Genomic DNA, 20128 nt, shown 5'->3' with positions numbered 1-20128 from the left:
AAAAACTGATGAATCGATGTTATCGAACAAAGATTACAAAATGAGGGGCAATTTAATATCTGTTAAGACTTTAAATTTAGATTACGATTTCCCCATGACTAGGAAACAATTAGATAAAATAGCGATTAAAGATTAAAAAGAAGTGAGGTAACCTTATGGAAAACAGGAATAAATTGGATAACAACAAAAGTAATGAGATATTAGAACTTATGAACAATCCACCATTATGTCCTGCTCTGGAGGAATCAAAAATAGGTGTTTCAAATTACACGCAGTTGCCGTTAGGCAGATTAGCAGCTTTGGGGACGGCTTTTCATCCCCTCGCAGCAGCGGTACAGACCGCAGTTTCAGGAGCGGGTGAAAGTGGTTTGTACTATGTCAATACTGGCGGAAAGACAATGTTTCAGATGAAAGGAACCTCGAGTTACATCGGATCTTTGCAAACACCTGACGGTCTGGTCGGCGGAGGACAGGCATTACACACACCCCTTGTTTGTGATCCAACAATGCTTTTTGTAGCGGCTGCGTTAGCAAACGTTGACAAGAAACTTGACGCTATAAAAGAGATGCAGCAAGAGATGATGGATTTTCTTGTGCAGAAAGAAAAAGCGGAGCTAAAAGGAAACCTTACATTTCTGTATGACGTTTTCAATAATTATAAGTACAACTGGAATAATGAAATGTATAAGAATAGCAATCATACGATGGTTCTTGAAATAAAAAAAGAAGCTGAAGCGAAGATTGCATTTTACCGTGAACAAATAATTGGAAAAGTTAATAAAAGACACTTTGTCCACAGCGATCAGTCAGTGAATAAGCAATTACTGCGGGTTCAGGATGTGTTCAAGGATTATCAGCTTGCCTTATACATACTTGCTTTTTCGTCATTTTTGGATGTAATATTATTAGAAAACTATGATGAAGAGTATTTGTTAGGTGTATCCGCAAAGTTGGAAGATTATTCTCTACAATATCGCGAACTCTACTCCCAGTGTTACGAAGAATTGGCCGGTTATTTATCTACATCAATTCAATCGTCAGTGACAAAAGGATTGTCTAAAACGACTACCGCTGTCGGCAAACTTGTTGAAAAGATACCAGTTGTTGGAGATACGCAGACAGACGAAACCTTAATCGCAGTAGGAGATAGACTTAATAATTTTAGCGATGAAAAAGTTCACAAGCAAATGAAAGTGCTCATCGAGAGGCAGAGTAATTCTGTAAGAACGTTTATAGAAAACATAAATACGATTAATGCGTTGCACAATAAACCGGTGCAGTTGCTGGTTGATCAAAATAATCTTTACTTTGCAACGATATCATAAAAATGATCAAGAGAGGCGGCGAATATGGAAAAAGCCCCATTTAAGGATATTTGAAAGAGTCTGAGCCTGACGAGGTCAGCAAAGGCTATGCTAGAGTACGGCAATTGGGCTTCAGACAGTAGACGGACTCCAACCATGTAAATGTTTGATAGATACCGCCATTCGGAACAGCTACTTCAAGGCATATATAAACACGCTGGAGAAATCAGAAACTTTAATATTACAAAAAAGTGGGTTTTAGATGGAGCATCCGTTATTTACGGAAATGCATCAGAACTTGATGCTACCCTTGAATATGAATTTTTGCAGATAATGCATGGTATTTCAGAAATGCCCTTGTCCGCGCAAATTATACAAACTTGGAGAATGGGGTCTATGAAACAAAGGAGTATCTTGAGACGTTTCTTAGAAATCTGCTTATGAACGAAAAAAGTGCACTTCATAATCGAGATCTCCATGTAAGTAGACTTTTGACTAATACAAAAGTGGACATTGGGGAAGAAAAAGTGGATATTCGACATCGAAAAGTGGACATTGAAAGTGTACTTGTCGAAAAAGGGAAAGGTTTTTCTGCTAAAACAAACATTCATATCTGTCGACTTTTTGAGAAGTTCGGCTATGATGAAGTCTTTGGCAGAAGTGCTGTTATGGAACTTCTTGAATTGAAAAGCTCAGGTGCTTCAAAATTGCTTTTTGACCTGGTACGGGCGGAGATTATCGAAGCGATATCCGCTCACGGAAAAGGCAGGTATCGATTCAAAGAAAATTGAGGATTTGTGCTGCTAGCGACGGGTAAATTACCCAATGTCGGGCAAAATACCTTTTGTAGCCAAATTCCCCACTTGAACAATTCTAACGGGCATGGTATGATAAATTTATTAATGATTTTTCGGAATCTTCGGGCTGGTGCAGACTGGCCAAAAAAGCTATTACGAAAGAAGGTAGAAAGAATGAAAGACATACAGCTTAGAGAGCTTCACAGAAACACTACACAGTACGCTGACAAAGAAATCGTGGTCAGAGGATGGGTCAGAACCAATAGAAGCTCTAATAAGTTTGGATTTATAGAGATCAATGACGGGACCTTTTTCAAATCTGTCCAGATCGTGTACGAAGCGGACAAAATAGACAATTTTGATCAGATTGCCAAAGCGCCGATTTCATCAGCTTTGATGGTTCGTGGAACAGTCACTCTGACGCCAGAGGCAAAGCAGCCTTTCGAAATCAAAGCTGCAGAAGTCGTCGTAGAAGCCGATTCAGCCGCCGATTATCCACTGCAGAAGAAAAGACATTCCATGGAGTTTATGAGAGAGATTGCGCACTTGAGACCGAGGAGCAATACCTTCTCCGCCGTCTTCAGAGTCAGATCCCTGGTGTCTTATGCCATTCATAAGTTCTTTCAGGACAACGACTTTGTCTATGTACACACACCAGTTGTAACTGGCAGTGACTGTGAAGGCGCTGGCGAAATGTTCAGAGTGACGACCTTGGATCTGGATAACCCGCCGAGAACAGAGGACGGCAAGATCGATTACAGCGAAGACTTCTTCGGCAAGGAGACGAGCCTGACTGTAAGCGGACAGTTGGAGGCAGAGACTTTTGCTCTGGCATTTAGAAACGTCTACACCTTTGGACCGACTTTCAGAGCAGAGAACTCCTATACGGGCAGACATGCATCTGAGTTTTGGATGATTGAACCAGAAATCGCTTTTGCTGACTTGGAAGACAACATGGAACTGGCTGAGGCGATGGTGAAATATATCATCAATTATGTGATGGAACATGCACCTGAAGAGATGGAGTTTTTCAATAAGTTCATCGACAAAGGTCTCCTTGACCGGCTGAACAACATTGTAAATTCAGAATTTGGCAGAGTTACTTACACGGAAGCTGTGGAACTGCTGCAAAAGTCCGGTAAGGAATTTCAGTATCCCGTTGAGTGGGGCATCGACTTGCAGACGGAACATGAGAGATATTTGACAGAAGAAATTTTCAAGAAGCCGCTCTTTGTAACGGATTATCCAAAAGAGATCAAAGCTTTCTATATGAGACTTAACGATGACAACAAGACAGTAGCAGCCTGCGACCTGCTGGTGCCAGGCGTTGGTGAGATCATCGGCGGAAGCCAAAGAGAAGAGAGACTGGATGTTCTGACACAGAGGATGGCGGAACTTGATCTCGATGAGAAGGATTACTGGTGGTATCTGGATCTTCGCAAATACGGTGGCGTGAAACATGCTGGATATGGCTTGGGTCTGGAGAGAATCATTCTCTACATCACCGGAATGGGTAATATCAGAGACGTACTGCCGTTCCCTAGAACACCAAAGACGGCGGAGTTCTAACAAGATTAAGCATTGCAGCGAAGCATTTTGTTTCGCTGTTTTTATTTATGCCGTTGGAAGAGGGGGCCTGTTAATCGCTTTTTAACCCCTATTGACACGAAAAAAGCAGATAACGCCTAAAAAATCTGCACACTGCAAAGGGAGTGCCTGTGCTACGCCTGCTGGAACCGTTGAATCTTCGTCGCGTCTCTGTTGAAGAATACTGCTATAGCAACTTAGAAGCCGGAATCTTTAGGCGTTTTTGATCTTCTTTCGTAAAATGACGGGTAAAACATATTGCGGGGCGGAATTTGATCATTTCTAAACCAAAAGTGCCGATCCCTGGTACTCAGCCGAAAATGGGAGCAAAAAAAGTTAGAGGAGTTAGTACAGTGATTATCTCATAGTGCTGGCTTCTCTTTTGTATATTGAAAGGAGAGGCAGGCCGTAATGCACCAGAAGTTAAAGTTTTATACGCTGAATAAAAGGTAATATCATTATCTTGCACAGTTTGACAAGCGGATTATGTCAATAGATGATTCAAAATCTCACAGACCTTTTGTGAGGGTGTTACTTTCAATTAATTGAGCTGATTATTATGCACCATTGACAAGTCCAAAGCTGAAACATAAAAAAATGAGATATCAAATCGTGACTTCTTCTGCTGTAAGACTTCTGCGATTTGACATGCAGCCATGCACAACAGTGAAAGAAAGACAATATAAGGAACTGCTTGTCAATCAATATCGATGGTGTCAGAGCAACAGTGAAAGTATCATTAAGAAGGCAACGCGACTTTATGATTAATGGAGAAATCCCCAGCAAAATTACTGAAGGAACGCTGTTGTGATTTTAAATTATTAGAAGAGAAATGCAAACTTTATATTGAAATGACAGTATGAACCAGATACTTGTTTTATTACCCGTGCAAAGAATTGTACGGGCTTTTTATTAAAGCTGCTATTGACAAATTAGGGCGACTGGGCTATACTCAATATAACAATTAGGGCGATTGGGCTAATATGGAGGCGCAGATATGTCTGAGAAAGAAATAATTCAGGAAAATCCACTGGGAACGCAGCCGATTAAGAGTATGATTTGGAAATTTGCTATCCCGGGAATAATCAGTTCTCTGGTAAATGCCGCCCACAATATTGTGGACCAGATTTTCATTGGATGGGGAATTGGTGATTTGGGAATTGCGGCAACCAATATCACCTTCCCATTGATGACTATGATTACGGCGCTTTCCGCACTGCTGGGCATGGGCGGAGCCGCTAAATTCAACCTTGCCTTGGGAGGCGGCAAAAGCAAAGAAGCGCAGAGAACCTTGGGGAACAGCTTGTTTTTAATGGTTATAACGGGTTTGGTCATTGGCATCGGGGCGATTATATTTTTGGAACCGATGCTGAAGGGATTTGGCGCGACGGATTTAATCATGCCTTATGCAAAAGACTACGCCCTCATCATCAGCATGGGTCTGCCCTTTGGCATCTTTGCCACAGGAGCCTCCTATTTTATCCGCGCTGACGGTAATCCCAACTTTTCCAGTGCAGTATTGTTATCAGGAGCTGTCTTCAATATGATCTTTGACCCGATATTTCTTTTTGTCTTTGATATGGGAATCCGGGGAGTAGCCTTGGCTACACTGCTGGGTCAGGTTTTATCCAGTGCCCTAGCCCTTTACTACCTGAAGTTCAGACTGAAGAGCGTCGTTTTGACAAAAGGGGATTTTCTGCCTCAGAGTGATATCATCAAGGCGCTCTGTGCCCTGGGTGCTGCGCCATGCTTTACCCATGTCGCGGCGACGGCGGTGCAGATTGTGCAGAGTAATACACTTAGATATTACGGCGCACTGTCCAGCTACGGGAGCGAGGTTCCCTTGGCGGCAGCAGGCGCAGTGAGCAAGGTGATGATCGTTCTTATGTCTTGTGTCATCGGAATATCCCTTGGCTGTCAGCCTCTTTATGGGTATAATTATGGGCGTAAGAATTACGGCAGGGTAAAAGAAACTTATAAGCTGGCGCTGCGCTATGGAACGACTGTGGCAGTGATTGCCTTTGTGTGCATTGAACTATTCCCCAAACAGATACTGACCATTTTTGGCCTGGATAATCCAGTCTTTTATGACTTCGCCATAAAGTATATGCGCATTTACTTATTTATGACTTTTGCCAACGCACTGCAGCCCATTACGTCCACCTTTTTTACTGCGATTGGCAAAGCTAACTTGGGCTTTTGGATGGCTTTGGTCAGACAGGTGATCCTGCTGATCCCATTGCTGCTCATTCTGCCTATGGTATGGGGGATTGACGGCGTATTTTGGGCAGGACCGTTGTCCGATGGGGTTGCAGTAATCATTGTCGTTATCTTTGCGACCAGAGAAATGCGCAAGCTAACGGAGCTTGAGAAACAACAGCCAAAGAGGAATTGATATGAAGAGAAATACCAGACTAGAAATTTTGCAGACCGCAAAAGCGTTATTCAATGAAAGAGGCTTTAATGATGTATCGACAAGAGATATTTCAAACGCCTTGGGAATCAGCAAAGGAAATTTATCATATTATTTTAAACGGAAAGAAGACATTGTAGAAGCAATTTTGCAGGAGTTCCCCGGAAACCCGCCAGATACGCCAAAGACCATGGCTGATTTGAATGACTTCCTCCTCGATATGCAGGATACAGTACAGGAAAACGCCTTTTATTTCTGGCATCATGCACAGCTTTCCCAGTTGTCTCCCAAAATCAAAGAATTGCAGAGAGAAATGTATCGGTGCAATGTACAGAAACTAAGAAATGCATTTAAGCGATTTCAAGAAGAAGGGTATTTTCTGTTGGAACAAGTAGAAGGGCAATATAATCGAACGATTGACGCATTATTGCTCTCAAGCATCTACTGGCTGCCTTTCTGCACGTTAAAGCAGGAAAAACCTGTAGAAAACGACTTCCAAAAGCAGGCTTGGTCCATTCTATTTCCACTGCTGACGGAGAAGGGGCGCAAACAGTTAGACGAAATCGTAGGCTTAAGGAAGCAGTGAGTGGAGAGATGAACTAAGCCTCTGATTTGTTATACTGTGAGTGGAAGAATCTTCGTTCAGGCTTGAAGGAGGGAAAGGGAGAAAGCTGTAGCTTTAGCAAAATACCTGTGGTAGAATAAACGCAAGTGAGACTGAAAGAAAACGGAGGTATCTGATGCTGGCGACTGTCATGCCCTTTGTCTGTATGGGAATCGGACTTCTGATTGGGTTCCAAAAGCTGCCGCAGGCGGTATACAAAGCAGTGGACTGGATTACGACTATTTCCCTTATAATATTGATGATTACTATCGGCGGCAACGTAGGAACCAATGACGAGGTAATCGCTGAAATCGGTACGGTGGGACTGAACTGCCTGACCACCTGCCTCTGCGCTATCGCGGGCAGCGTTTTGTTGTGCCTGCTCATCGAGAAGACCATTCTTCCTTTAGAAAAATATAGTCAAATGCAATTAGATGATGCGGAGGGAGATGCAAGACTTTCCGCCGATGCGGAAGTGAAAAAGAAAATAGATCCGATCTTGATTCTGATCCCTGTCAGCGTCTTGGCAGGCGCCTTTGGCTGCTATTTCTTCATGCCTAAGACAGAGGTTTTTCTTCTCGATTATGCCCTTTGGACGTCACTGGTGGTTCTTTATACCAGCGTCGGTATCGGAATGGGACAGAACAAGAGTGTATTTCGGTACATCAAAATGGTAGGTTTTAAGATCATCTATCTGGTGATAGGAGTCTGGGCAGGCAGCATGGCCGGCGGTGCCGTTGCAGCGCTCCTAACCGGCATGCCGCTGAAATACGCTGTGATTTCGGCAAGCGGCGTTGGCTACTACAGTATGACGGGGGCGACGATGCTGTCTAGTTTCGGGCCTGAAGCAGGCGTCTATGGGTTTATGATTAACGTGTTCCGGGATTTTTTCACAGTGCTGCTGCTGCCAATCTTGGGGCGGGTGAGCAAAAGTGCGCCGATTGCTTCTGGAGCCGCAGGGAATATGGATTCTATGCTGGTGCCTGTGACAAAAGTGGTCGGCAGAGAGTTAGGACTGGTGGCGTTGATTGTCGGTATCGTTCTGACCTTTGGTGTGCCAGTGATTTTACCCATATTGTGCAACGTCCTAGCATAGCCTATTTATATAGAAGGAGATATTTTGAATGAAAGTATTGCTGATCAATGGACAGAACCATAAAGGTTCTACGTATCACATCGGGAGGATTTTGGCGGAGAAGCTGACACAGCCAGAGGATATTGACGAGATATTTCTGCCTAGGGACATGCCGCATTTTTGCTGCGGCTGCACCAAGTGCTTTATGGAAAGCGAAAGCCTTTGTCCTCACTATGAGGTGACAAAGCCGCTGACGGCGCAGATGGATGAGGCGGACGTGCTGATTTTCACATCGCCGGTCTATGTTTACCATGTGACGGGTTCCATGAAGGCGTTTCTTGATCACTACGGTTATCGTTGGATGGTCCACAGACCGGAGGCAAAGATGTTTGGCAAGCAGGCGGTGGTCATCTCTACTGCGGCAGGTGGTGGCATGAAACCTACCTGCAAAGACATCGCCGACAGCTGTTTTTATTGGGGGATCGCCAAAACCTATCGTTATGGGCTGGCTGTTCACGCCATCAAGTGGAGCGAGGTGTCGGCAAAGAAACGGCAGCAGATTGAAAAGAAGACCGACCAATTGGCGGCAAAAATCAAAGGCAGAGCGGGGAGTGTAAGGCCGTCGATGAAGACGAAAGGCCTCTTCAAGGTCATGAGTATCATGCAGAAACGTGGCTTCAATCCTGCGGATAAGAATTATTGGGAGGAAAAGGGCTGGTCAACGAGAGGCCGGAAGCCTTGGAAGGATAAATAAAAGGAGAAGCCAATGGTATATTTGGATGGAGGCATTCCCTGGGGAAAGGTGAATTCTGCACAATCAAAGACGTTGATGCAGTTTTGCCTGCGCAGAAGTAGATATATTGTGTTGTCGCGAGGACATACGGAGAAGATAGAAGAATCAGTAGTGGAGAAGCTGAAATATGAGGCGATTGAAGAAGTCAAACAGCGGAGTGAGAGGCAGATTCGATACATCAAAACCTTGAGCCCTCAGCAGCTGGAGAAGGACGGTTTTCTGAGTTTGAACTGGGGCATCGACAATATCACGACCAATGCAAAACAGAAAATCAAGGAACTTCAGCAAATCCGTGCCAACTTTAAGAAGGAAGATACGCTGATGGAAGACCTCGCAGAATGGGGGCTCGTGAAAAGAGAGTATGCAACATCCTCCTTTACAACTTACTGTCCGAGAATGATATGGGATCTCTGCTATTTTGATAAAGAACAGGTGGATCTAAGGGCGCAGCGAAAAAACATCTTTGCCTATCCACTGTATATGGGAGAATATGAGTTTGAGGATCCGGCCTTTGCTGACTGGGAAGGTCATGTCTGGATGTGTATCTGCTCACATGAAGGAACCTTTTCGATGGAGTTGACGGAAGCGGATTATAAAGAATTTGAGAAAATGAATATCAGACATTTTAAATGATATAAGGAATGCGGGAGACAGCTTCAGCAACGATGGAAATCGTGGCAGCAGAACCCGCATATTTTATTATGTAAGAAATATCGATGAAGTCGATATTGACGGAATATCAAAGAACGTACCTTGCGAAAAGTCCCCAAATCCCGATTTGGCAGAGTTGACTGCTTGATTCTGCCATTTCCACGTTTTTTATTGCCATTTCTTAATAATTCTTAAGAGATCAATACCTATATTGACTATATAATGCTTTGGGAATAAACTGAAATTAATATAACTGACGGAATGAAACAAGGAGGACGAATTATGGGAGATTTTATAACTTTTTTGATGTATGCCTCGACGGTGTCAGGCTTTGTATTTCCTTTGGCACTGATCGGGTCAATCAAAAATGACAGCTTTGCTGGAACTGTCCTGGCAAGCATCACCATGGGAATCATCGTGATGACGTTGGTTCTGCTGCATTCATAGCGGGGAATGATGTATAATGGCGGATAGTAAGGATTTAATTAAACTATCAGACTTACGGTTTCTTTCAATTCTTAAATATTTTTCATATTTTCAATATTTATTGACGATTGGGAAATTTGGAGTTAAACTAATGATATAGCTAGAATATGTTTTATTAAAACGATCATATAGGATTAATTACAACTTGTTTACAATAAATAGACCCTAAAACGGTAACAGTCTGGAGATGTCTGAGAAGGGTGAAATGGGTAGTGGACTTTCCCAGGCGGATGTGTATGCACTACTGCTAAGAAAGAAGGGTTCGTATGAAAACGAAAAAGTACAGTGTGATGTCGATTGCCATGCTGGTGGCCAATGTTGCGGTGGTTATTGGCGGAATTTTCTTTTTCCCTAGTCTTTATGAGGATATTCCCAGGGGAACTGTTATCATGGGAATTGTCACCGTAATCAGTGTCGTTTTGCTGGTGGTTGGTCTGCGCAGAAAAGAATTTGGCGGCGCGGCAAGGAATCTGCTCATTTTGAGTTATATCGTTGCAGGGCTGGTCGTCTTTCGCTGGCTAATCACAATCCTCCTGTTCCCTCACGGAGGGATCATCAATGGGACATGGGGGTCTTTCTTTTGAGCAAGTGGTGATGGGAGTTTCTGATTGTTTTCTATAGAAAAAATGTAAAGTCATGGCATACCGGAGACGGTATGCCATGTTCTGCTTGCGGCGAAATTCTTAATAATTCTTAATTTTGGGTCTTCTCTATTGACGAATAAGAATTTTCAGAATAAACTAATGAAAATCAATCATGAGTGTTTCTTTCAGTTTATTATTGTATGTTCAGTCTTAGAGGGGTAGCATGCTATGGAAAAGAGAAGGATTATATTCAGAGCAGGAATTATAATTTTCATTATTGCGGGAATTGTCACTTGTGGCTTTTTGTCAGTGAAGAGCAACGGTTTATTTGCAGAGAGCAAGGACGGATTGTGGAAGGCATATGTCGTGAAAGACACGAGCAGTCCTGCTGGAGGATATCAAGGTTATCTGTTTTATTACGGAAATCACCAGGGGGACATTGGAGAAATCAAAATTGAATGTCTGGCTAATGCAGACGTGGAAAGGAGCCGCCTGAAGCCGGGAAGCCATGACTTAGGTCCGATTGAGAGTCTGCTGGTCGGTGATGTCAACCGTGAGGGATATGCTTTTAGAGAGACGAAGTTTGCAAAAATGAAGGGAAGTTCCTTAGGTATCGTCTGGAACGATAGCGGTGAAGAACGATATTCTAGTTTGACATTTTAGAGGAGGTGCGTAATGTTTGAACTGCTTGGACTGATTCTATCCATTATACCGATAGTGGCATCCGTCGTTGCCGCAATCTATGCCTACAAAGCCTATGAGCTTGTAAAGCTGGAACGGGATATCCGAATTGCCAGAGAAACAGCAGAAAAGAATGAAGGCAAGGAATCGTAAAGGAAACTGCTATAGCGTGAAAATAGGCGACATATTCCCTTTTGGTCTCTTTATTGACTGTAAAGAAATTGTGCCTCAACTATAATTTACGTGCAAAAACAGCCGAGCTATTGACCCGGTTGTTTTTTATGGGTACAATGAATAGGAATACAGCAGAAAATGAGGTTAAGTGGATGAATGTGAATATGACTGCCGAAGAATTTTGCCGCTTTGTCTGGCAAAAGTATCTTGTAGAGAGACGTTATGATATAATGGATGAGGTAATTGATGGACAGATCAGTGTGATTGGAACGGGAGCCCACGAAATGTGTCCCAACATAGAATCTTTTGTGGCATCAATCACTCGTGAGAGCCAGGAATGGAACGGCGCCTTTATTATAAAAGACCAATGGTATCAGACGACAGAACTGACCGAGCAGCTTTCATTAGTCATTGGTGAGCTGGCAGTGAAAGAAGATGGCAATGATGGCATCTTGTATGATGTTCGTTTTCGTTTTACCATGATCGTACGAAAGACAGAAAGTGGATTTAAGCTGATTCATGTGCATCAGTCAGTGCCTGATGCCAATCAAGCACACGATGAATTCTTTCCACATCGCATGATAGAAGAAAATAGCAGCCAGGTGATTTATAATTTGCGTCACGATACCATGACTGGCCTTTTAAACAGGCTCTACTTGAAAGAAATCGTCAATCGTGCCATGGAAGAGGACACTGACGGCATAATGCTGATGATGGACATTGATGACTTTAAAAGCCTGAACGATCGCTATGGGCATCCCTTCGGCGATAAGGTTTTAGTTCTGTTTGCACAAAGTTTGAAGGCCGCTTTTCCGCAAGCGATGATAGGACGAATTGGCGGTGACGAGTTTGTAGTCTATCTAACGGGGAAGCCGGACAGGTTAAAAGACAGAATTGACCGCTTCCTTTTGGATTGGCAGGAAAGCCAGGCGGTTTTGGCCCTGACGCATCTTATAACTGCCAGTATCGGCATCGCCGAAGTACCTAAAGACGGAAACAATTACGATGTTGTTTGGGAAAAGGCAGACCAGGCGCTTTATCAAGCGAAGGAAAACGGCAAGGCACAGACCGCGAGTGTTAAGTGAAGCCGCTGTTGGGGAGATATAGCCAGCGGTAGGAAAATACAGCCAAATATTCGAACTATTCAAAAAGCCATTGTGTGACAAGGGCTTTTTTGTTATAATGGTTTCAACAGTCTTGACGGCTTCGCCGCAAGGAAGAAACCATTGAATTACGGCGCGCGATTCTAATTTCAAAGGAATTGCCGCAGTATAATGGTTTCGACGACTTTGACGGTGTTGCCGGAGAGAACGTAATGATTGTCTAACCGCATTGCCGCAACGTGGGGACACAAGCGGCCGCGTAATTTAAAAGTAGGAGGTCTTATTAATGAAAGGCTACACAAGCGAAACTATTAGAAACGTTGCTTTACTTGGACATGGTGGATGTGGTAAAACTACATTCTTAGAATCAGCACTGATGGCTACTGGCGTTATCAAAAAGCTAGGCAAGGTAGAAGATGGAAATACAGTTTCCGACTATGACAAAATGGAGATTGAGAAAGGATATTCAATTAATACTTCCGTCGTTCCAATCGAATGGAAGGACAGCAAGATTAATTTTATAGATACACCGGGTTACTTCGACTTTGTTGGAGAAGTAAACGCCGCACTGAGAGCCGCAGAAGCTGCAGTCATTTTGGTAGATGCAGGATCAGGTATTCAGGTTGGAACAGAAGCTGCTTGGGATGCCTGCGAAAGATACAAGACACCAAGATTTATCGTCATCAACAAGAGAGACAAGGACGAATTTGACTTCTATAAGACTTTTGACGAATTGAAAGACAAGTTCGGTGAAACGCTGATTCCATTCAGCTGGCCGTTATCAGCCGAAATCGACGAAGAACTGAAAGAAGCCATCGCCATGGCTGATGACGAACTGATGGAAAAATACTTTAACGGAGATGACTTTTCAGACGAAGAAATCAAGAATGGATTAGTAAAGGGCATTTCCGAAGGCGTGATCGTTCCGGTTTGCTCCTCGGCATTCCAGTTGGGACAGGGCATCGAAGGTCTTTTGGATTTGCTGCTTACCTATGTACCGACTCCGCTTCAGCACGGTCCTTACGCTGGTTTCAACAACAATAATGAACCAGTTGAAAGACTTTCTGTTACTGACGCGCCGATGTCAGCTTTCGTATTCAAAACCATTGTCGACCCATTTGTTGGAAAGATATCCATCATGAAGGTCGTTACAGGCAAAATCAATTCCGGAACAGAAGTCCTCAACGAAAGAACCGGCAAGCCAGAAAAATTGGGCAAATTGTTCTTCCTCAGAGGTAAAGAACAGTTAGAATTGAATTATGCTGAGGCTGGCGATATCGTTGCCGTGGCGAAATTGCAGTATACATTGTCAGGTGACACTCTTTGCGACAAGAGTGACGAAATCAGATATCTGCCGTTGGACTTCCCATCACCGACTTATTTTATCGCTATCGAAGCGGCTGATAAAGGTGACGAAGAGAAGATGGGCAGCGGTCTGTCAAGACTGAGAGAAGAAGATCCTTCCTTTGTCGTTGAGAGAAATGCCGAGACGCACCAGACCCTTCTCGGTGGACAGGGCGATATCCAGCTGGGCATCATCATGGCAAAACTAAAAGATCGCTTTGGCGTAACCGTTAACGTGGTTCCGCAGAAGATTGCATATAGAGAAACCATCAAAGGCACATCCGACGTTCAGGGTAAACACAAGAAGCAGTCGGGAGGCGCGGGCCAGTACGGTGATGTACATATCAAATTCTCACCGTCTACACAGGAATTTGAGTTCGCAGAAGAACTGTTCGGCGGATCTATTCCAAAGAACTATGTTCCAGCTGTAGAAAAAGGACTGATTGAAAGCATGCAGAAAGGTCCTCTGGCAGGATGCAAAGTAGTAAATGTCAAAGCCGTATTGTATGATGGATCGTATCACGATGTCGACTCCAACGAAGTTTCCTTTAAGATCGCTGCATCGCTAGCATTTAAGAAGGGTATCGTGGAAGCAAAACCATGCTTGTTGGAACCGATCATGCATATGGATATCTATGTGCCTGACGACTACATGGGTGATGTCATGGGCGACATGAACAAGAGAAGAGGCAAGATCCTCGGTATGGAACCGCAGACGAACGGCGGACAGAAGCTGCTGGCAGAAGCACCACAGGCAGAACTTTTCGACTATGCCCTCGGACTTCGTTCCATGACTCAGGGCAGAGGCCGCTTCGAACTGAAATTTGACAGATACGAAGAAGTTCCGAAGATGATTGCGGACAAAATTATCGCGGAACACCAGGCAGAATAAATTTATCATTAAATAGGAAGGAGTTGCTGTATTGCACAGCAGCTCCTTTTTTTCGTGCAAACTGTTCATATTATGAAATCATTGTCAATTTATGAGAATTATTAGAAAAATATTGACCTTTAAAAAATCTTGGCATATAATAGCCAAAATTCATTATAAGAACATGCTGTTCATCATATGAACAACACTATAGAGACGGAGAGGAGGTAATTGATGAAGAAAGCAAAGCGACTATGTAAAGGTGATACGATCGGTATTGTATCGCCAGCCAGTCCTTCTGAAAATAAGAGTGAGGTGACCAGAGGCATTGAAACACTGGAGGAGATGGGTTATCAAGTCAAAGTCGGCCGTAACGTCAATAAGCGAAAGGGTTTTGTGGCCGCTACCGAGGAGGAACGGGCGGAAGACATCAATGCGATGTTTAAAGACGACACCGTCGATGCCATTTTTGTGACTCAAGGCGGATATGGCTCTGCACAGCTCTTTGACAAATTGGACTTTGAAACCATTGCCGGCAATCCAAAAATTTTTACAGGTTTCAGTGATATCACATCTCTGCATCTGGCGATGAACAAAATCGCCGGACTGGTCACTTTTCACGGACCAGGCATGGCAAGGTTCAACAGCGAAGATTTGACAGCATACACGGAGAAGCAGTTTTTCAAGGCGTTGGAAAGTGCGGAACCATTAGGAGAGATTCCCTTGGCCGATGAGAAAAAGTGGCTCAACCCCATCGGAAGGGGGACGTGCCAGGGGACGTTAATCGGCGGGAATCTGACACTGATCTGCGCAAGTCTGGGTACACCTTATGAGATTGAGACGAAGGGACGGATTCTGCTCATCGAAGATGTGGATACGGAACCTTGGACCTTCGACCACATGCTGTGCCATCTGAGAAACGCAGGCAAACTGCGGGATGCGGCAGGCATTATCGTAGGAGAATGTAAGAACTGTGTCCCATTCAAATATGAGCCGGGTTTTCTTGTAGACACCAGCCTGGAAGATGTTCTGGAGTATTATCTGAGCCCTCTGGGCATCCCTGTCTTATACGGACTGCCTTTGGGACACACCGACGACATTGCCACCATCCCTCTGGGCGTTATGGCGGAATTGGACAGCGAGCAAAAGACTTTCCGCATCCTCGAAAACGGAGTTATTGAATGAAAAAAGGAGAAGAACGATGAAAAGAATTTGTAAATTAGCATTGACGCTGGTTCTCGTACTGGCAATGGCAGCAGGCTTTTCTGGCTGTGGCGGAGGAGGCGGTGACTTTGATGCGTCCACCATGACGATTGGATCCAGCACCAGCGTGGATACCCTGAATCCCCTGTCTTCCTATGAACAGCAGTCATTCGAGATTATCGCCCTGGTGTATGATCCTCTCGTAAGATATGACAAAGAACTGAACCCATCGCCAGCCCTGGCCGATGATTGGAAAATCAGCAAGGATGAGAAGACCTGGACTTTCCATTTGAACAAGAACGCAAAATGGCATGACGGCGAGCCAGTCACCTCGGAAGATGTCAAATATACATATGAACTGATGCTGGATACGGGGCTGGGCTACATGTATTCCAGCTATCTGGAAGGCATTACGGATATCACTTGTCCCGATGAACGGACTGTGGTAATAAAGACAAAGCTGCCAAAGGCAAACATGCTGATGAACACCACACCGATTATGCCGAAGCACATCTGGGAAAAGGTGCAGAAAGAAGAATTGGAAACATGGGATAATGGAGAAATGATCGGAAGTGGTCCATATAAACTGGTATCCAATGAAAATGGCATTGTAAAGGTCAGCAAGAACGAAGAATATTATGGCACGAAACCGGCAGTAGAAAATTACGTATTTGTGGAATATAAAAATACGGACTCCCTGGCACAGGCTTTGAAGGTAGGGGAGATAGACGCTGCTGTCAACCTGTCGGCAACCCAGTATTCACAGCTTGAGGACGAAGAGAATGTGACCGTTATCTCTGGCGAAGTGCAGGGATTTATGCAGGTGGGTATCAACTGTTCAGAAGATCCTGCCTCAAAAGGGAATCCGCTGCTGAAAGATGCGGAAATCAGAAAAGCCATCGAATATGCTACGGATAAACAGAATATCATCGACATGGCTTACCAAGGACACGGAACCGAAGGGACGACCATGCTCAATGCCAGCGATCCCTACCACTATGCGCCAAAAGGCGAGGAACTGAGAAGCTACAACATCGAAAAAGCTAATAAGCTGTTGGATGATGCCGGTTACAAAGACAAAAACGGAGATGGTATCAGAGAAGATGCAGACGGCAACAAGCTATCCTTTGAATTTATCAATATCGGTGATAACAGTGCAGAGGTAAAGACTGGACAGCTGATCGCCTCCACCTGTAAAGAAGCAGGAATAGAAATCGATTTAAAGACCATGGACAGCGGTGCTCTGCAGGATGCCATTACGGCAGCAGATTACGACATGTTCATGTGGGGCTGGGGCGGTGATTATGACCCGACCGTCATGATGGGCATTTTGACCACTGCGCAGATCGGCAGTAATAATGAACCACAGTGGTCCAACGCAAAGTATGACCAGCTGTACGAGAAACAGCAGACAGAGATGGACAAAGAGAAGAGAATCGCCTTGGTTCAGGAGATGGAAAAAATCGCTTACGACGAAGCGCCTTACATCATCCTCTTATATGACAACAATATCCAAGGTTATAGAAGCGACCGCTGGACAGGCGTCGAGCAGATTCCAGAAAAGGGCACTTACTACTTTAATATGACTATCGAAAACTACATCAATGCAGCGCCTGTCAAGTGAGAAAGAGGCAATATATGAAAAACAGCAGCTTACTTCGAAAGATATTTTATGCTCTGATTACCATTATGGCGGTAATCATCTTTAACTATTTTCTTTTCAGAGTTCTGCCAGGCGACCCGATCTCGATGATCATGAGAAATCCAAAAGCGTCGGAGGCTTCTATTGAAGCCATCCGCGCTTCCTATGGACTGGATCTGCCCTGGTACAGCCAATTTGTGGTGTATCTGAAGGGATTGTTTACGGGAGATTTCGGAACGTCCTTTGTCTATAAAGCGCCTGTCATGGAAGTGATTGGAGCAAAGATTCTGCCTACCGTGGTGATGCTGGGATTGGCAGAAATCGTCGCTATCATCGTCGGCATTTTTCTGGGCATCATGGCTGCCTGGAAAAGAGGATCAAGGCTGGACGTGGGTACTCTGAGCTTTTCCCTGATTACGTATTCCATGCCGACCTTTTGGCTGGGCATGATCATGGTCGTCATCTTTGCAGTCAATCTGAGATGGCTGCCCATCAGCGGCATGACGACTGCCGGCATGGTCTATTCCTCGAGCATGGCGATGATCGCAGACATGGCAGCTCATTTGATTCTTCCGGTCATCACTATGAGCATCCTTTTGATCGGCGAATATGCGCTGACCATGCGCAACACTTTGATTGACGTCTTGTCGGAAGACTACATCACGACGGCAAGAGCAAAAGGGTTTCGGGAGAAATATGTTCTGAGAAAGCACGCCATGCCCAACGCCATGCTGCCCATGGTGACCATTATCGCCATCAACCTGGGATTGGTCATCGGTGGTGCAGTGCAGATAGAGACCATATTCTCCTGGCCGGGAATCGGAAACCTCATGTACGAGGCGCTTTCTGCCAGGGACTATCCGGTGCTGCAGGGAATCTTCCTTCTCGTTACCGTCTGTGTCGTCTTAGCAAACCTGATCACGGATTTGATCTATGACAGGATTGACCCAAGAGTAAGAAATTAGGAGGAAGACCATGGGTGAGAGCAACAATTTACAGAGCAATAAAAAATCAAAAGAAATCTGGCAGTCGGTCCGGCAGAACAGAATGGCTATGGTGGGCCTGGTCACACTGGCAGTCTTTATCCTGATTGCAATTTTCGGACCAATTCTCATGCCTTTTTCAACACAGGAATTTGGCGGCATGGGAGATGTCCTCAGACCGCCCAGCGGCGACCATCTGCTGGGTACCGATGATATGGGCAGAGATGTCCTGGCGAACCTGATGGCAGGTGCGAGGATTTCCCTTTTGATCGGAGCTGTCGCTACCATTATTTCAATGGCAATCGGTACCCTGGTCGGTATTTCTGCCGGCTATTTTGGCGGGACAGTGGATAACGTACTGATGCGTCTGACTGATTTCTTTCTCGTCATACCGTGGCTGCCGCTGATGATGGTGCTGGCAGCAATCCTGGGAACAAGTATTTGGAATATCATACTGGTCATCGGTCTGACCAGCTGGGCGGGAACAGCGAGAGTCGTGAGAGCGCAGACCCTCTCTGTCAAAGAACGGCAGTTTGTGGAACGTACTCTTTCCCTGGGCGCGGGAAACTGGCATATTATGTGGAAACACATTCTGCCCAACGTCTTCCCGCTGGTCTTTGCCAATACCGTCCTTATTGCGGCGACGGCCATCACCTCAGAGACCACTTTGAGCTTTTTGGGACTGGGTGACACGACCACGGCAAGCTGGGGCATGATGCTTCACTACGCTTTCGAGTGCGGAGCCACAGGGCTGGGCGCTTATTGGTACTATCTGCCCCCTGGAATCTGTGTCATCGCAGTCGTTCTGGCATTTACACTGCTGGGTTATGCCTTTGATGAAATCCTGAATCCAAAGCTGAAAGAGAGGTAAACGAGATGAAGCTATTAGAAGTGAAAAATTTAAAGACCTATTTTGATACCTCCAAAGGTCAGCTGAAAGCGGTCGATGACGTGAGTTTCGACTTAGACTACGGAGAAGCTTTGGGTCTGGTTGGAGAATCCGGCTGCGGCAAAACCACCAGTGCCCTGTCCATCTGCAGGCTTTTGCCAAAGGAAGGAAAGGTCTACGGCGGAGAGATTCTCCTTGAGGGCAGTGATATCGCGAAACTGTCCGATGACGAAATTAGACATCATCGTTGGAAGGACATTTCTGTCATTTTTCAAGGTGCGATGAATGCCCTCAATCCGGTCATGAACATCGGCGACCAAATCGCCGAAGCCGTCATGCTTCACGATGGGCTGTCAAAGGCGGATGCACTGAAGAGGGCGGGGGATCTCCTGGAGCTGGTGGAAATCTCCAGAGGCCGTGTTGCCAACTATCCTCATGAATTCAGCGGCGGCATGAAGCAGAGAGTCATGATCGCCATGGCTTTGGCTTGTAATCCCAAGGTAGTCATCGGAGATGAACCGACGACAGCCCTGGACGTCATGGTGCAGGCACAGATTCTGAATCTGCTGGAAAAGTTGAGAAAAGAGCTGAACATGGGACTGATCCTCATTACACACGACCTTTCCATTCTGGGGGAGACCTGTGACAAGATCGCCGTCATGTATGCGGGGAAAATTGTAGAAAGTGGAACGGTCGCTGATATTTTTGAAAACGCGAAGCACCCGTATACCAAGAAGCTGATCGGCTGTTTTCCTAACGTGGAAAAAGAGAAACGGATACCAGACGGAATCAAAGGCGCGCCGGCAAATATGCTGCATCCGCCTGCAGGCTGTGCTTTTCATCCGCGATGCGAGATGGCTTCAGACCGATGCAGGGCGGAGGTTCCACAGCAGAAAAAGTCAGGCACAAGTCACCAAGTGGCCTGCCATCTGGCGGAGGTGTAA

Annotated in this window: 20 protein-coding genes; all 20 read left to right on the top strand. The window is 45.1% G+C overall.

All coding sequences use genetic code 11. The annotated features are described in order from the left end of the window. Positions 1-155: 155 nt before the first annotated feature. The 20 genes from ACMQ5W_RS18960 to ACMQ5W_RS18865 all read left to right on the top strand — a co-directional run bounded on the left by ACMQ5W_RS18960 (position 156) and on the right by ACMQ5W_RS18865 (position 20128). Positions 156-1325 carry a hypothetical protein gene (locus tag ACMQ5W_RS18960; RefSeq protein ID WP_419026560.1) on the top strand — a complete coding sequence of 390 codons (1170 nt, stop codon included), beginning with the start codon at positions 156-158 and terminating at the stop codon, positions 1323-1325. A 419-nt stretch (positions 1326-1744) separates the two neighbouring features. Continuing rightward, positions 1745-2095 carry a hypothetical protein gene (locus tag ACMQ5W_RS18955; RefSeq protein WP_419026558.1) on the top strand — a complete coding sequence of 117 codons (351 nt, stop codon included), beginning with the start codon at positions 1745-1747 and terminating at the stop codon, positions 2093-2095. 180 nt (positions 2096-2275) lie between these two features. Further along, on the top strand, positions 2276-3670 hold the full coding sequence (gene asnS, locus ACMQ5W_RS18950) for an asparagine--tRNA ligase (protein WP_148493961.1): 1395 nt from the start codon (positions 2276-2278) through the stop codon (positions 3668-3670). A gap of 615 nt (positions 3671-4285) precedes the next feature. Then, positions 4286-4456 carry a type III toxin-antitoxin system ToxN/AbiQ family toxin gene (locus ACMQ5W_RS18945; protein WP_419026556.1) on the top strand — a complete coding sequence of 57 codons (171 nt, stop codon included), beginning with the start codon at positions 4286-4288 and terminating at the stop codon, positions 4454-4456. Between the two features lie 229 nt (positions 4457-4685). Further along, a complete protein-coding gene (locus tag ACMQ5W_RS18940; protein ID WP_419026554.1) occupies positions 4686-6083 on the top strand; it encodes an MATE family efflux transporter in 1398 nt (465 codons plus the stop codon). A 1-nt stretch (position 6084) separates the two neighbouring features. Further along, positions 6085-6687 (top strand): TetR/AcrR family transcriptional regulator, encoded by a 603-nt coding sequence (locus ACMQ5W_RS18935; RefSeq protein ID WP_419026552.1) that lies wholly within the window; start codon positions 6085-6087, stop codon positions 6685-6687. A gap of 154 nt (positions 6688-6841) precedes the next feature. After that, entirely contained in the window at positions 6842-7801 is a 960-nt protein-coding gene (locus ACMQ5W_RS18930; RefSeq protein ID WP_419026550.1) for a lysine exporter LysO family protein, read from the top strand. A 28-nt stretch (positions 7802-7829) separates the two neighbouring features. Further along, entirely contained in the window at positions 7830-8534 is a 705-nt protein-coding gene (locus tag ACMQ5W_RS18925; protein WP_419026548.1) for a flavodoxin family protein, read from the top strand. A gap of 12 nt (positions 8535-8546) precedes the next feature. Further along, on the top strand, positions 8547-9206 hold the full coding sequence (locus ACMQ5W_RS18920; protein WP_419026546.1) for a hypothetical protein: 660 nt from the start codon (positions 8547-8549) through the stop codon (positions 9204-9206). Positions 9207-9506: 300 nt separating this feature from the next. Continuing rightward, a complete protein-coding gene (locus tag ACMQ5W_RS18915) occupies positions 9507-9671 on the top strand; it encodes a hypothetical protein (protein ID WP_419026544.1) in 165 nt (54 codons plus the stop codon). Positions 9672-9976: 305 nt separating this feature from the next. Further along, positions 9977-10294, top strand: a complete 318-nt coding sequence (locus ACMQ5W_RS18910) for a hypothetical protein (protein WP_419026543.1) — start codon at positions 9977-9979, stop codon at positions 10292-10294. A gap of 228 nt (positions 10295-10522) precedes the next feature. After that, positions 10523-10957, top strand: coding sequence for a hypothetical protein (locus tag ACMQ5W_RS18905; RefSeq protein ID WP_419026541.1), 435 nt, complete (start codon positions 10523-10525; stop codon positions 10955-10957). A gap of 12 nt (positions 10958-10969) precedes the next feature. Beyond that, the gene (locus tag ACMQ5W_RS18900; RefSeq protein WP_419026540.1) at positions 10970-11128 is read left to right on the top strand and encodes a hypothetical protein; all 159 of its coding nucleotides are present in this window, start codon (positions 10970-10972) and stop codon (positions 11126-11128) included. Positions 11129-11301: 173 nt separating this feature from the next. Next, on the top strand, positions 11302-12234 hold the full coding sequence (locus ACMQ5W_RS18895) for a diguanylate cyclase domain-containing protein (RefSeq protein ID WP_419026539.1): 933 nt from the start codon (positions 11302-11304) through the stop codon (positions 12232-12234). 304 nt (positions 12235-12538) lie between these two features. Beyond that, a complete protein-coding gene (locus tag ACMQ5W_RS18890; protein WP_419026537.1) occupies positions 12539-14488 on the top strand; it encodes an elongation factor G in 1950 nt (649 codons plus the stop codon). A gap of 213 nt (positions 14489-14701) precedes the next feature. Further along, positions 14702-15652 carry a S66 peptidase family protein gene (locus tag ACMQ5W_RS18885; protein WP_419026535.1) on the top strand — a complete coding sequence of 317 codons (951 nt, stop codon included), beginning with the start codon at positions 14702-14704 and terminating at the stop codon, positions 15650-15652. Positions 15653-15668: 16 nt separating this feature from the next. Next, on the top strand, positions 15669-17294 hold the full coding sequence (locus ACMQ5W_RS18880) for an ABC transporter substrate-binding protein (RefSeq protein WP_419026534.1): 1626 nt from the start codon (positions 15669-15671) through the stop codon (positions 17292-17294). Positions 17295-17308: 14 nt separating this feature from the next. Then, the gene (locus tag ACMQ5W_RS18875) at positions 17309-18277 is read left to right on the top strand and encodes an ABC transporter permease (RefSeq protein WP_419026533.1); all 969 of its coding nucleotides are present in this window, start codon (positions 17309-17311) and stop codon (positions 18275-18277) included. 10 nt (positions 18278-18287) lie between these two features. Continuing rightward, complete coding sequence (locus tag ACMQ5W_RS18870) at positions 18288-19166, top strand: ABC transporter permease (RefSeq protein ID WP_419026531.1); 879 nt, start codon at positions 18288-18290, stop codon at positions 19164-19166. 5 nt (positions 19167-19171) lie between these two features. Then, positions 19172-20128 (top strand): ABC transporter ATP-binding protein, encoded by a 957-nt coding sequence (locus ACMQ5W_RS18865; protein WP_148493982.1) that lies wholly within the window; start codon positions 19172-19174, stop codon positions 20126-20128.

Origin of the sequence: Emergencia sp., from assembly GCF_048465375.1 — a bacterium.
Taxonomy (GTDB): Bacteria; Bacillota; Clostridia; order Peptostreptococcales; family Anaerovoracaceae; genus Senimuribacter.
The sequence above is the reverse complement of the archived record's forward strand: the minus strand, read 5'-3'. Positions and strand labels throughout refer to the sequence as shown.

What these genes read in the sequence shown, in the direction of transcription:
- ACMQ5W_RS18910 (WP_419026543.1), top strand. Translation starts at nt 9,977, where the DNA reads ATGAAAACGAAAAAGTACAGTGTGATGTCGATTGCCATGCTGGTGGCC.
- ACMQ5W_RS18925 (WP_419026548.1), top strand. Translation starts at nt 7,830, where the DNA reads ATGAAAGTATTGCTGATCAATGGACAGAACCATAAAGGTTCTACGTAT.
- ACMQ5W_RS18915 (WP_419026544.1), top strand. Translation starts at nt 9,507, where the DNA reads ATGGGAGATTTTATAACTTTTTTGATGTATGCCTCGACGGTGTCAGGC.
- ACMQ5W_RS18920 (WP_419026546.1), top strand. Translation starts at nt 8,547, where the DNA reads ATGGTATATTTGGATGGAGGCATTCCCTGGGGAAAGGTGAATTCTGCA.
- ACMQ5W_RS18865 (WP_148493982.1), top strand. Translation starts at nt 19,172, where the DNA reads ATGAAGCTATTAGAAGTGAAAAATTTAAAGACCTATTTTGATACCTCC.
- ACMQ5W_RS18880 (WP_419026534.1), top strand. Translation starts at nt 15,669, where the DNA reads ATGAAAAGAATTTGTAAATTAGCATTGACGCTGGTTCTCGTACTGGCA.
- ACMQ5W_RS18895 (WP_419026539.1), top strand. Translation starts at nt 11,302, where the DNA reads ATGAATGTGAATATGACTGCCGAAGAATTTTGCCGCTTTGTCTGGCAA.
- ACMQ5W_RS18930 (WP_419026550.1), top strand. Translation starts at nt 6,842, where the DNA reads ATGCTGGCGACTGTCATGCCCTTTGTCTGTATGGGAATCGGACTTCTG.
- ACMQ5W_RS18885 (WP_419026535.1), top strand. Translation starts at nt 14,702, where the DNA reads ATGAAGAAAGCAAAGCGACTATGTAAAGGTGATACGATCGGTATTGTA.
- ACMQ5W_RS18890 (WP_419026537.1), top strand. Translation starts at nt 12,539, where the DNA reads ATGAAAGGCTACACAAGCGAAACTATTAGAAACGTTGCTTTACTTGGA.
- ACMQ5W_RS18945 (WP_419026556.1), top strand. Translation starts at nt 4,286, where the DNA reads ATGAGATATCAAATCGTGACTTCTTCTGCTGTAAGACTTCTGCGATTT.
- asnS (WP_148493961.1), top strand. Translation starts at nt 2,276, where the DNA reads ATGAAAGACATACAGCTTAGAGAGCTTCACAGAAACACTACACAGTAC.
- ACMQ5W_RS18875 (WP_419026533.1), top strand. Translation starts at nt 17,309, where the DNA reads ATGAAAAACAGCAGCTTACTTCGAAAGATATTTTATGCTCTGATTACC.
- ACMQ5W_RS18940 (WP_419026554.1), top strand. Translation starts at nt 4,686, where the DNA reads ATGTCTGAGAAAGAAATAATTCAGGAAAATCCACTGGGAACGCAGCCG.
- ACMQ5W_RS18900 (WP_419026540.1), top strand. Translation starts at nt 10,970, where the DNA reads ATGTTTGAACTGCTTGGACTGATTCTATCCATTATACCGATAGTGGCA.
- ACMQ5W_RS18955 (WP_419026558.1), top strand. Translation starts at nt 1,745, where the DNA reads ATGAACGAAAAAAGTGCACTTCATAATCGAGATCTCCATGTAAGTAGA.
- ACMQ5W_RS18905 (WP_419026541.1), top strand. Translation starts at nt 10,523, where the DNA reads ATGGAAAAGAGAAGGATTATATTCAGAGCAGGAATTATAATTTTCATT.
- ACMQ5W_RS18960 (WP_419026560.1), top strand. Translation starts at nt 156, where the DNA reads ATGGAAAACAGGAATAAATTGGATAACAACAAAAGTAATGAGATATTA.
- ACMQ5W_RS18935 (WP_419026552.1), top strand. Translation starts at nt 6,085, where the DNA reads ATGAAGAGAAATACCAGACTAGAAATTTTGCAGACCGCAAAAGCGTTA.
- ACMQ5W_RS18870 (WP_419026531.1), top strand. Translation starts at nt 18,288, where the DNA reads ATGGGTGAGAGCAACAATTTACAGAGCAATAAAAAATCAAAAGAAATC.